Annotated in this window: 9 protein-coding genes; 2 read left to right on the top strand and 7 right to left on the bottom strand. The window is 31.1% G+C overall.

The window, feature by feature from the left end:
- Positions 1-91: 91 nt before the first annotated feature.
- From G8C41_RS02010 to G8C41_RS01995, 4 genes are all read right to left on the bottom strand, one after another.
- A complete protein-coding gene (locus G8C41_RS02010) occupies positions 92-1,210 on the bottom strand; it encodes a hypothetical protein (protein ID WP_166005949.1) in 1,119 nt (372 codons plus the stop codon).
- Positions 1,211-3,535 (bottom strand): type I DNA topoisomerase, encoded by a 2,325-nt coding sequence (gene topA / locus G8C41_RS02005; protein ID WP_166005948.1) that lies wholly within the window; start codon positions 3,533-3,535, stop codon positions 1,211-1,213.
- Between the two features lie 472 nt (positions 3,536-4,007).
- Positions 4,008-5,327, bottom strand: coding sequence for an aspartate kinase (locus G8C41_RS02000; protein ID WP_160564111.1), 1,320 nt, complete (start codon positions 5,325-5,327; stop codon positions 4,008-4,010).
- A gap of 283 nt (positions 5,328-5,610) precedes the next feature.
- On the bottom strand, positions 5,611-5,895 hold the full coding sequence (locus G8C41_RS01995) for a hypothetical protein (RefSeq protein ID WP_160541966.1): 285 nt from the start codon (positions 5,893-5,895) through the stop codon (positions 5,611-5,613).
- 296 nt (positions 5,896-6,191) lie between these two features.
- On the opposite strand from G8C41_RS01995, the gene dnaE reads away from it, so the two are divergent.
- Positions 6,192-10,562: a DNA polymerase III subunit alpha gene (gene dnaE / locus G8C41_RS01990; RefSeq protein WP_166005947.1), complete on the top strand. Its 4,371-nt coding sequence runs from the start codon at positions 6,192-6,194 to the stop codon at positions 10,560-10,562.
- Between the two features lie 48 nt (positions 10,563-10,610).
- Here the strand turns inward: dnaE and G8C41_RS01985 are convergent, their stop codons facing one another.
- A complete protein-coding gene (locus G8C41_RS01985) occupies positions 10,611-11,300 on the bottom strand; it encodes a DUF1080 domain-containing protein (protein WP_221411733.1) in 690 nt (229 codons plus the stop codon).
- A gap of 49 nt (positions 11,301-11,349) precedes the next feature.
- The gene (locus G8C41_RS01980) at positions 11,350-11,997 is read right to left on the bottom strand and encodes an NADPH-dependent F420 reductase (RefSeq protein ID WP_160564115.1); all 648 of its coding nucleotides are present in this window, start codon (positions 11,995-11,997) and stop codon (positions 11,350-11,352) included.
- A gap of 208 nt (positions 11,998-12,205) precedes the next feature.
- Here G8C41_RS01980 and G8C41_RS01975 point away from each other — a divergent pair, with 208 nt between their 5' ends.
- A complete protein-coding gene (locus tag G8C41_RS01975) occupies positions 12,206-12,562 on the top strand; it encodes a winged helix-turn-helix transcriptional regulator (protein WP_166005946.1) in 357 nt (118 codons plus the stop codon).
- Between the two features lie 16 nt (positions 12,563-12,578).
- Here G8C41_RS01975 and G8C41_RS01970 read toward each other — a convergent pair whose 3' ends face one another.
- Complete coding sequence (locus tag G8C41_RS01970) at positions 12,579-13,589, bottom strand: FUSC family protein (protein WP_166005945.1); 1,011 nt, start codon at positions 13,587-13,589, stop codon at positions 12,579-12,581.
- Between the last annotated feature and the right edge of the window lie 104 nt (positions 13,590-13,693).

The raw sequence follows: 13,693 nt of genomic DNA, 5'->3' as shown, positions 1-13,693 counted from the left end.
TTTAAAAATTGTAAAACTACTATTTTTTTATTTTATTTAAAAATTTTTTTGTTCTTCTATTAAAATCAGCGTTAATTTTATCTGTGGCCGTTTATAAAAACTTTTTGAAAGTTTTCCAATATCGCTCGGGAACATTTCCTTCTAAAGCTTCTTTGTAATCATTTAATGAACACGGAACTAAGAAAGGAAGATTTTCATTGTCCTCAAAATCGATAGCCAACCACCATCTATCGACATATTTATCTTTTAAAAAGACCAACTCTTTATCTTCATGTAAAACAGTATATTTTATGTATTCATCATTTTCATAATATTCTTGCTGATTTTTACCTTCTATCAGATACCACAAAATTTGAGAAACTAATTTTTCATTCATTTTATTGTATGAATATCCTAAAAAATTATAGATCCCTATTATTTTTACCTGTTTAGATAAACCTATATACCTTGATAAACCACAAATTTCACGATTGGTGAATCCGTTTACCGTACTTCCGGTTGAGAGAGTACCATCATAAGACTCTACAGAGTCCAAATTGATCCCTACAAAATCAGAGCTTCTGAATATAGGCTCTGAATCTTTTATATTTGTTGTTATATTTCCTAAACGTATGCCTTCAAAATCTAAGGTGTTAAATTTTTTTAATGTTGATTGAGGTACGTAGTAACTTTGATATCCTATATTAGTAAAATTGAAAAGTAAATTAAAATCTTCAACTATCATCTTGGAAAGATAATTTTTATCCGTTAGCTTTCCTTCTGTATTTCCAATTTCAATTTTCGTATCAACTGCGGTATAATTTAAAGGCTTTTTTAGTATAGAAAGTGCTTTATAGGCGGTATAATTCAGTCCCATATTTCCACCTAAGATAATGGGTTGTACCTTCATTTCCAATAATTCTTCTAATACTTTTTTGAGAGCAAAATCTGTATCCTCCCATTCATTTCCAGGAATTATATCTCCCAAATCATACAACTTTAAATTCCAATCATTCCATACTAATTGATAGAATTCTTCACGGATCAACCTTAAATTGGAAAACTCTTTTTTATGGCCGGTACCTCTTAAATCGGGACAACCAATTATTACAACACTATTCTCTTCAAGTTTTTTATCCCAGTAAAATTGTATCTTGCTTCCTACTGAATCCGGTTGTGCATATATCAAAGATTCATCTACCGGATGCAAAAAATCTCGCAATGCTTCCACTTATTTCTTTTTTGATTTGGTTTTGGATTTAGGCTTGGTTTTACTACCTGATTCCGAGATTAATTTTTTGACATCTTCAAGAGTTATTTTATCGGCTTCCGTGTCTTTAGGGATTTTATAATTTTCTTTTCCTTGTTTAATATAAGGCCCCCATCTTCCATTTAAAATTTCAATAATTGGATCTTCTGATTCAAATGCTTTAATAAATTTATTTCTGTCTGCTTCCCTTTTCGCTTCTATTAATTCGATAGCTCTTTCTAAAGTAATGGTTGAAATTTCATCTCCTTCTTTAGGTTTTAAGGAAAAAAACTTGCTGTTATGTTTAACATAAGGACCAAATCTTCCCGTATTTACTTCAACTTTTTTATCTTCATAATCTCCTAAATACTTAGGCAATTCAAATAATTTAAGCGATTCTTCTAAAGTGATTGAATTTATGTGTTGCCCTTTCATTAAACCGGCGAATTTAGGCTTTTCTTCATCTTCGGTTTCACCCATTTGAATCATTGGACCGAATCTGCCTATGCGAGCATAAATATTTTTACCGCTTATAGGATCTTGACCTAATAATCTTTCTCCTGTAGCTCTTTCTGCCGTTTCTTTTACTTCTTCTACATGGGGGTGAAAATCATCATAAAAACCTGTCAGCATTTCTTTCCAGTTTTCATTTCCTCCGGCTATATTGTCAAAGTCTTCTTCAACCTTTGCTGTGAAGCCATAATCTAATATGGTTGGAAAATGTTCCGTCAAAAATTCATTTACAACTAATCCTATATCTGTCGGCATTAATTTCCTTCGATCCGCTCCATAATTTTCAATTTCAACACTTTCTTTTATAGTATCATCTTTTAAAAGAATTTTCTTAACCTCCCTTTGTTTGGGATCTAAATCTCTGATTTCCACATATTGTCTTTTTTGAATTGTAGAAATAGTAGGAGCATATGTGGAAGGACGCCCGATACCTAATTCTTCTAATTTCCTTACTAAAGAGGCTTCATTATATCTAGCTGCCGGCCTACTGAATTTTTCTTCGCCAATAATTTGAGATAGTTGTACTTCTTCTCCTTTTTCTACGACAGGTAAGAGTCCTTCATTATTGTCTTCATCGGCTGAATCTTCTTCTTTTTGAATTTGGTATACTTTTAAAAATCCATCAAAGACAATAACTTCTCCTTTTGTTACGAACTTCTCTTTTAATTCCGGATTTGATATATCGACAATTGTTCTTTCTAATTTAGCATCGGCCATTTGTGAAGCCAAAGTTCTTCTCCAAATTAAATGATATAGTTTCTTTTGTGAATCATCTGCCCCTGCTTCTTGTACGGATAAATTGGTTGGACGAATAGCTTCGTGAGCTTCTTGAGCCGACTTATTTTTTGTGGTATATTGACGTGTATTTAAATATTCTTTTCCATATTGTCCAATAATTACATCTTTTGCAGAATTCAAAGCTTCTTCTGATAAATTGACGCTATCGGTTCTCATGTAGGTAATGTACCCCGATTCGTAGAGCTGTTGAGCTAACATCATTGTTCTACTAACTGAAAATCCTAATTTGGCAGCTTCTTGTTGTAAAGTAGATGTAGTGAAAGGGGCTGATGGACTTCTTTTACTTGGACGAGTCTCAACATTGGATATGGTAAATGTTTTCCCTTGGGCTCTTTGTATAAAATCTAATGCCTTAGAATAGTCTTGAAAATCAGTATTTAATTTACTTTTTAATAAATTATGAGATTTATTGTAAAAATCTGCTTCAACTTTATACGTAGGAACCGGAATAAATTTTTCAATTTCCTTTTCTCTTTCACAGATCAAACGTACAGCCACAGATTGTACTCTTCCTGCAGATAATCCGGCTTTTATTTTAGACCAAAGAATAGGTGACATTTCAAATCCTACCAATCGGTCCAACACTCTTCGGGCCTGTTGTGCATTAACCAGATTAATATCTATATTTCTGGGGTTTTGAATGGCTTTTTGTATGGCATTTTTGGTTATTTCATGAAAAACAATTCTTTTAGTATTTTCTGATTTAAGTTGTAATTCATTAAATAAATGCCAAGCAATGGCTTCCCCTTCACGATCTTCATCGGAAGCCAACCATACAGTATCAGCTTTTTTTGCTAATGATTTTAGTTTTTTAACGACTTCTTTTTTATCTGAGGAGACTTGATATATGGGCTCTAGAGTTTTCATATCTATACCCATGTCTTTTTTTGCCAAATCAGTTATATGACCATAACTAGATTCAACTTCAAAGTCATTTCCTAAAAATTTTTTTATTGTTTTGGCCTTTGCGGGCGATTCAACAATTACCAAATTCATGCTAAGATTTTTTTGCGAAATTAGAAATTTTTTATCAATATTATAGTTCAACTTTGATTTTTTATTTTCTAATAAACAAATTTATCCAGATATAAATAATTAATATTCATAGCATTGTATTTTTCTTACAGTACCGTAACGGTAAAATTCATTCCCTTTATTTTATTTCATCTTTTCAAGTTTATTTAATGTTTTTTTAGGATAAATTTTATATTACTTGCACTTATTTTTAGTTGGTATTTTTAAAGTAACAATTAGTAGTGATAGATTCTAATATTGAAAAAATATAATTATGTTACATGTTATCTATTTTCTAAAATCAATTAGAATCATTACATCGATAAAATTGCATTTACAATTTAGATTATATAGTATAATTACGATATAAAAAATACCTTTAAGTAATTAACTTAAAGGTATTTTGATTAATGATATATTTATTATTAAAATTTAACTAAATTATCTTATATCTTTAATATCCAAAAAGAGTTGTATTTAAAGCTTGTAAAGCTTCTTTTTTACTTTTGCTGTCAATTACTACTGATATATTATGCTCACTTCCTCCATAAGATATCATATGCAGAGGAATATTTTTAAGAGCTTCCAAAATTTTAACAGCATAACCTGATTCATTTTTTGCAATATTTCCAACTATGGCAATAATGGTTTGATCTTTTTCATATTCTACATTGGCTATTTCTCTTAATTCCTTTAATATATATTCTAAATTAGAAGGATTGTCAATGGTTAATGATACAGCAACCTCTGAAGTGGTAATCATATCTATAGAGGTTTTATATTTATCGAAAATTTCAAAAATTGTCTTTAAAAATCCATACGCCAATAGCATTCTACCACTTTTTATGGTTATGGCGTAAATACCATCCTTTGCTGCTACGGCACGAATTCCTTCCGGAGTATTAATATTACCTATTAAAGTACCTTTAGCTTCAGGTTGCATTGTATTTTTCAAAGCTACGGGTATTCCTCTTTTCTGTGCAGGAAGAATACAGGTTGGATGTAAAATCTTTGCTCCGAAATAGGCTAATTCTGCAGCTTCATCAAAACTTAATTCATTTATGGGATGAGTTTTATTAACAAATCTAGGATCGTTATTATGCATCCCGTCGATATCGGTCCATATTTGTATTTCTTCAGCATCAATTACGGCGCCAATTATACAAGCTGTATAATCACTTCCCCCTCTTTGCAAATTGTCTATGTCTCCTTGAGCATTTTTACAAATATATCCTTGAGTAATAAAAAAATCTATATCAGGATACTTTTTAATTTCTTCTTTAATACGTTCTTCTATATAAGGAAAATCCGGTTCACCGTCTTTGTTTATTCTCATAAATTCTAACGCCGGAAGCAATATCGTTTTTTCTCCGATTTCACTCATGTAAAAATGGAACATATGAGTACTCAAAAGTTCACCTTGAGCCAAAATTATTTTTTCTTCTTTGGAAGTAAATATAGGAAAATCCAGGAATGAAGTTATATAATTGAAATAATCATCCAAAAGTTCGTTCCCTTTCTTGGCAATGGTTTCATTCTTGTACAGATCTTTTATTTCCTTTCTGTATTTATCTTCTAGAGATTGTATTAATTCTTTCGCCTTAGAAGTATTTTTTTCATAAAGAGCTTGAGATATTTCTACTAAGGCATTAGTTGTTCCACTCATAGCAGACAAAACAACAATCTTCGGTTTTTGACCTTTAGTTAATTCAGCTAAATTTTTTATACGTTCTGCACTTCCTACGCTGGTGCCTCCAAATTTTAATACTAACATTTTTATCCTATTATAGAAGAGATACAAAAATACATATTTTATGGTTTATCAACTATTTTTATATTAAAAACATTAGTAATTTTTTATCATGAATTTAAAACAAATAATAGGTTTTTAAACTAGATTTCAATTTCAGTCCTAATTAAATTAATTCATTTAAAATCTATCTTATTTTCATAGCCGAAATACTAATTTTTAAATCAAAAAATGATTTTTTTAAATAAAAAAAGAAGCTTAATTGATAAGCTTCTTGCACAAATTTATATAAGTTAAAAAACTTAATCTATTCTTTTTTAGATGCATCTCTAATTTTTCGTTTCGCATCTGTGGTTAAATCCTCTACCTTATCTCCTATTTTATCACCCCAATCTTCTGCCTTATTGGATATTTTACTAAAAAAATTAGATACTGAATCTTTAAAATGTTCGTATTTCCCTTTAAAGAATTTTTCCCAATCAACATGTAAATCTTCTTTATCCATATATTCTTTTATTACATTTAAAGATTTCACCGCTTGATCTTCACTGAGACCTACTTCTTTTTGAAGTTTTTCAATAATATTTTCCATACACTATGTTTTTTTATTGTTTTAGTAAAATAAAAAATCAAAAATTAGACCTAATAAATGATTTGCTTATAAATATTTTATATGTAATACATGTAAAATTTCAGGCTGTTAAATTATATTTTACATTCAGTTTAAATAGAAACTAATCTTTCTTTACCCTGTAATTTTTTTAATGTAAAATTTCACTCTATTTTATTCAATTCCAATATCTTTCAAAGTTATTTTTAAGAAATGAAATATTGAAGGAACTTAAGATTTAAAAGTTAGATTCATAAAGAAATCCCTAACTTTGTATTATGAAATTCCTAGTTTTTGATACTGAAACCACAGGTCTTCCTGCCAATGCAAATGCACCTGTTTCCGATTCAGACAATTGGCCTAGAATGGTTCAAATTGCCTGGCAGTTACATGATGAAAATGGTGATTTAATTGAAAACTATGACTATATAATTAAACCCGAAGGATACGACATACCTTTCAATGCTCAAAAAATTCACGGTATAAGTACCGAAAAAGCATTAGCGGAAGGTCATGATCTTAAAACCGTATTGGATCAATTTAATGCGGTGCTTGCAGATAATCCGATTTTAGTCGGACAAAATATAGCATTCGACATCCCGATTGTTGGAGCTGAATTTTATCGAAAATCAATTGAAAACCATATTGCGGATCTTCCGTTAATAGATACAGCCCGTGAGGGAACTAATTTTTGTGCTTTGCCCGGAGGTATGGGAGGTGGATTTAAATTTCCTAAACTTTCCGAATTATATGAAAAATTATTTGGGCATGGTTTTGATGAGGCACACAATGCTGCGGCAGACGTTAATGCTACTGCTCAGGCATTTTGGGAGTTGGTTAGACGAAACCAAATAAGTGCAAATAAGCTGAATTTTACAGAAGAAGAATTAAGTGCTTTTATTGAAACTCATCCTGAACCTTTTCAACCTTTTGATATTGTTATTCGTGAACAGGTCAAAGATTTTAATAAGCAACTAAAAGGGAAATCAGAAAGTACTAAAAAATCTGTAGATGAAATAAATTATTCATCTTTTTTCCACTTTCACAATCATTCGGTTTATTCAATACTTACTTCTACCAGTAAACATTCTGATTTAATAAAAAAAACCTTAGAATATAACATGCCCGCTTTAGGTGTAACGGATACGGGCAACTTGATGGGTGCATTTGCTTTTCTCAATGAAATAAAAAAAGCTAATGGATCTATTAAAGATCATAATACTAAAATTTTAGAAGGCAATGGTTCTGAACCTTTAAAAAATGAGATTTTACCAATTATCGGTTGTGAACTGTATATATCTGAAACATATTTACAAAATAAGTTTACAAAAGATAATCCGGATCGTAGATATACTCAGATATTACTTGCTAAAAATCATGAAGGATTTAAAAATCTTTCTAAATTATCAACATTAGGATATAAACTAGGTTTATATGCAGGCTATCCCAGAATTGGAAAAGAACTTATTGAACAATATAAAGAAAATTTAATTGCAACTACCGGAAGTTTATCTTCAGAAATTCCCAGTCTAATTTTAAATGTGGGAGAAAAGCAGGCAGAAGAGGCCTTTATCTATTGGCATGGATTATTTGGTGATGATTTTTATGTAGAGTTATTAAGACACCATTTAGATGAAGAGGAACACCTCAACAAAGTTTTAATAAAATTTGCCAAAAAATACGGAGTCAAAGTTTTAGCTCAAAACGATACATTTTATATTAGTAAAAAAGAAGCAGAAACCCAGGATATCCTTTTATGTATAAAAGACGGAGAAAAACAATCTACCCCTAAGGGCAGAGGTTTTGGAAGAAGATACGGTCTTCCTAATGATGAATATAATTTTAAATCTCAAACAGAAATGGCTCAATTGTTTGCAGATATACCGGAAGCAATTGAAAATTTTGAAGACTTTATCAAAAAATTTGAACCTTATCAATTAACCCGAGATGTTTTACTTCCTAAATTTGATATACCTGATGAATTTAAAGACCCTCAAGATGAAGTGGACGGAGGAAAGCGAGGAGAAAATGCCTACTTAGCATATCTTACCTGGGAAGGTGCTAAAAAAAGATATGGCGACCAATTATCCGAAGATACTAAAGATCGTTTACAATTTGAGTTGGAAACCATAGCCAAAACGGGATATCCCGGATATTTTCTCATTGTACAGGATTTCACCTCACAAGCGCGTAAAATGGGCGTATCTGTTGGTCCGGGTCGAGGTTCTGCAGCCGGATCAGCCGTTGCTTATTGCATAGGGATTACTAATATAGATCCTATTAAATACGATTTACTTTTTGAGCGTTTCTTAAATCCGGATCGGGTATCCTTACCCGACATAGACATCGATTTTGACGATAGAGGACGTGAAAAAATCATTCAATGGGTGGTAGATAAATACGGAGAAAATCAGGTTGCTCAAATAATTACTTACGGTACATTAGCCGGACGTTCCGCAATAAGGGATGCAGGAAGAGTGCTTGAATTGCCCTTAAGCGATACAGACCGCTTATCAAAAAACCTACCCTCTACCTTAAATTTAACCAAGCTAAAAAATAAAACAGAAAGTGAGTTAATTAAAGATTTCGGTAAAGAGGAGTCTGTTCCTGTACTTCAACTCAAACAAAAATTTAATCAATATGACCTGGAAGGGCGGGTAATACAAAATGCTTACCAACTGGAAGGTAGCTTACGGAACACGGGAGTTCATGCGTGTGGAGTAATTATTACTCCGGAAGATATTACTAATTTAATACCGGTTGCCGTTGCTAAAGATTCCTCTTTGTTGGTATCCCAATTTGATAACTCCGTGGTAGAAAGTGCCGGATTGTTAAAAATGGATTTTCTAGGTTTACGTACTTTGACGATTATTGCCGATACCATTGAAATTATTAGAAAAAGGACGGGTGAAGTTTTAAATCCTGATGATTTTCCTTTGGATGATGATAAAACCTATGAGATATTCAAAAATGGAAATACAGTAGGGATCTTCCAATACGAGTCCCCCGGAATGCAAAAGCACCTCAAAGCATTGCAACCCGATAAGTTTGAAGACTTGATTGCCATGAATGCCTTGTATCGTCCCGGACCTTTACAATATATTCCCAACTTTATCAATCGTAAACATGGAAAGGAAGAAATTTCTTACGATTTAGAGGATATGGAAGAGTATCTTGCGGATACTTACGGAATTACTGTTTATCAAGAACAAGTAATGCTACTTTCTCAAAAATTAGCCGGATTTAGCAAAGGTGATGCGGACGTGCTAAGAAAAGCTATGGGTAAGAAGCAAATACAAGTCTTAAATAAAATGGAAGCTCGTTTTCTTGAGGGAGCTATCGAAAGAGGTCATCCTGAAGATAAATTAAAAAAAATATGGGAAGACTGGAAAGCTTTTGCACAGTATGCTTTTAACAAATCTCACTCCACTTGTTATGCATTTATTGCCTTTCAAACCGCTTATTTAAAAGCTCATTTTCCTGCAGAATTTATGGCCGCATTGCTCAGCAATAACCTTAACAATCTTACCACTTTGAGTTTCTTTATGGAAGAATGTAAAAATATGGGATTGGAAGTGCTTGGACCTGATGTTAATGAAAGTGATTATGAATTCACCGTAAATGAAAAAGGTGCTATCCGTTTTGGAATGGGAGCTATTAAGGGAATCGGTGAAAATGCTGTTGAAGCTGTAGTAAGTGAAAGACAAACTAAGGGAAAATATAAAAATCTGTTTGAATTTTTTGAAAGGACAGATTTAAAAAATATAAATAAAAAAGTTCTGGAAAATTTAGTATTGGCAGGGGCTTTTGATGGATTAGCCAATAATAATCGTGCTCAATTTTTTAAAGAAGAAAATGGTACCAGCACTATTGAAAAGCTGGTAAGATACGGGATTGCCTATCAGGATAATAAGAATTCTGCTCAAAATTCTTTATTTGGAGACTTGGGGGATGAAGGATTTGATGTTATGAAACCGGTAATTCCTGAAACGGAAGAATGGAGTACCATGTATAAATTGGGTAGAGAAAAAGAAGTAGTAGGTATCTATATATCTGCTCATCCAATGGATAATTACAAATACGAAATTGCGTTGATTAAACCTATTGATATTTCCGAAATTAATGAAAATAAAGAAAATTATATTAATAAGGAAGTGTATATTGCCGGTATGATCTCTCGTTTTGAGCATAAGGAAATAAACGACGGCAGAACAAGAATCGCCTATTTTGATTTGGAAGATAAAACAGGTACTATTTCTCTTAAGCTTAAAAAGAATTATCTGGATTTGCAAAAATATCTTATTCCTAATTTATTTGTTTTAGTAAAAATCACGGTAGGTATGATTAAAGATAACGGCTTTGTATATATAAACGTGCTGAATATCGAAGAACTTAGCGATGTAATCGGAAAACATGCCAAAAAATTAACCATTAAGATAAACTTGGAAAATTTAGATGAAAATACCATTACTACTTTAAATAAAGTATGTGATGAAAATGCAGGTTCAAAAGATATACACTTTGAAATTATCGATAAAAAGAACAATGTGTATTTAGAATCTCAATCAATGAACCGAAGAGTAAATATAAATAAACAAATTTTAGATGTATTAAGAAACGATCTGTATTTAGATTTCAGGTTGAATTAATAAAAATTCCGACTTTAAAATAGAGTCGGAATTTTATTTTAGGTTTTATTATTGTAGATAAACCTTCAAATCTTTAAAATATCCTTCAGTGCCTACATCAACAAAGAGTCCGATAGCCCCTGTCGCATTTCCTCCTAATTTTAAATCATTTACGATGAGTGAGGGTTGTTTATTATCATTTATATACAATTGAGCTTTTTGCCCTTGAACTTCAATTCTTAACTGTATCCATTCGTTTAGTGCCATATCTGCATAGGACTCGTATTTATTTTGAGATTGATTTCTCAATCGTTGATACTTATAATTCGGATAAGAAAAATATTGTATGGTCCTGTTTCTGTGTTCCTGATTCTCGGATCTTCCGTTTAAAGGGCGAACATATATACTTTCAAACTTAGAGTTTGAATCATTTATATGAAAGGCTATACCAATAAAACCTCGGGCAAAATTCGGAGCATCATCCAAAATTCGACTTAACACTTTTACTTCTATGATCCCATTGGCAAAATTTACATTATTGATCCGTACATAAGTAGGTTCATCAAATTTCTTGATTGATGGATCCTTAATGACTCTTACTACTTTATCGCCATCCATTTTTTCAAATGTCATAAATGTATTTATCGCTTTCAAATGAGTCTCCGTTAAATCTATAACTTTTTGTGCTTTTATTTCAGAAATGTTTATAATCACAACAAAAAGTAGAAAATATGCATTTTTTATAATATTTATTTTCATCGATTTTCAAATTACTTGATTTATAATATGTTTTATTACATGATAAAATTTAATCTATATACTTAAAAGTTGAATTCCATTTATTATATAAAATACCTTGAGCTACATATAATTGTCCCATATACTCTAATGCTCGTGAAGATTCTAGTTTACCTGCATCATAGGTATTCCAACCTAAAGATTTAATTATTGTAGAAATTGTATTTTTAACCTCTTCATTATTTCCGGCAATAAATGCGGTACCGTTTTCTTTCAGTGAAGGTTGATACATTAGATGCGCACCTATGGTATTCATTCCTTTAACAACATGCGATAATGGCAAAAGCTTTTGTACACTTTCTGACAGAGATTCTTCCGGAGATGAAATTAATTTTATTACTCCATTAGTCGGAGCTTCCGATGAAAATGCATTTGTAATATCCCAAAGTATTTTACCTTCAAAATTTTTAATTCCAATATCCTTTATGGTTTCTATAAGCGCAAATCCGGGAATTGAAAGAAGTATAATTTCACTTAATGCTACAGCCTCTTGGTAGGAAACAATGGATAGGGTTTTATTAACTTGTTTTAGTTTTTCTATATTTTCACTTCCTTTTTCGAAATTTCTTGAACCAACTACCACATTATACTTTTCATTAATTAATCCGTTAATTAACGCTTGTGCAACATTTCCTGTTCCTAGTATTGATATTTTCATTTTTATATATATTTAAATAAGTTTATGATTCGAATTTAGCCCAAACAACTTATGTTCACAAACAGGATCGTAACGAACCGCTAAAGTTAGAATTATTGATTACCAGCTAATTATATGTTTAATTTTAACATTTGTTTAACTATAAATTATTACTTTATTATTTATAGTTGTACTCTATTGGAGAGTAATATGTATATTTGATAGAAAAATGAAAGCTCATAAACTCGATTTAAAATATCCCATCTGTCCTATAAGAAATATATTAAGCCGATTTAGCGATAAATGGTCTTTATTATTATTAGCTGTTTTGTATACCGGCAAAACGATGCGTTATGGAGAAATAAAAAATGAACTTCCTGATATTTCTCAAAAGATGCTTACCAACACCCTTAAAAATTTGGAAAAATATAACTTAATTAAAAGAAAAGCCTATGCTGAAATCCCGCCTAGGGTTGAATATAGTCTTACGGAAACAGGTATAAGTTTAATGCCATCCATTCAGATGATGATCACTTGGGCTGAAAATCATTTTGAAGAAGTTTTAAAAAATAATAAAAATTACTAATTCTAAAAGATCATTATTAGTTTTTACTTTTTAAAAATCGAATATGCAATAAACTTAAACTCATAATTAATATGGCAGATACTCCTCCAATCGAGGTGGCAATTAATCTGTCCATAGCTATTTCATTACCCGATGACCCATTAATTGCAAACATTAATACGGTTGTAATGGTTAAAAAGGTTGACAAAATTGCATATCTGTGGTTAGCAAATACATAGCAAACATATAAAGAAATCAGAATTTCCAATGCCATGATATATCTTGATGGAAACCACCATATTAAAAAAGTAGCTATGACAATACCCAGAAGTGTTCCCATCAACCTTATACTTGCCTTTTTCAGGGTATCAATAAAATCAGGTTTCAAAATAACTAAGGCAGTCATAACAGCCCAGTAATAATATTTGATATCGAAAATAGTAATGAAGAAAAAGCAAACTAATATGGTTAATGCGGTATAGATGATGGTCATATGAAAGCGTATTTTTTTATCAATATCTTCATATATGTTTTTAAAAATGATCAGAAGCTCCTCAGGGTTACTGATATTTCTTTCAAATGATGATTTCTCAATGAGAAAAATAATACAAATTGATTGAAATAAACCTCCTGCAAGAATTAAAACACCTCTATGCAGAGCGGCATAGATATCTCCCACATAATAGCCTCCTACAAAAAATGCAATAGACCATTGTAAAACAATCCACCAAGCATTTTGATCGATAGTTCCCACACAGGTTGCTAAACAGGCTAATAATACACAACAGACTATATACCAAAAATAGAAATGTCCTATTAATGAACCCAATGCAGCACATATACTCATTCCTAGAACGGCTATGATCATGGGCGCAAAAGGATATTTTAATATTTTTTTATTTGCTCCATATCCCGCCGTCACAGCACCTCCTGCAGCTATACTTGCAAAAATGATATTATTGAAGATAAATCCGAAACAATAGATTATTAATATACCCGGTAAGGAATATAGCGCTATAATTAAGTCTTTTTTGTAATCTTTCAACATTTAAAATTAAAATTTTAAATTTTTTAAAATAAGTTGTTTCCGATTGTTATGATCTATTTTATTTAATATTTTATTTAAACTTTCTAAAATATTTAATTAGTAAC

The sequence above is a fragment of the Apibacter sp. B3706 genome (assembly GCF_011082725.1).
GTDB lineage: Bacteria > Bacteroidota > Bacteroidia > Flavobacteriales > Weeksellaceae > Apibacter.
This window is presented reverse-complemented; position numbering and strand designations above follow the sequence as displayed.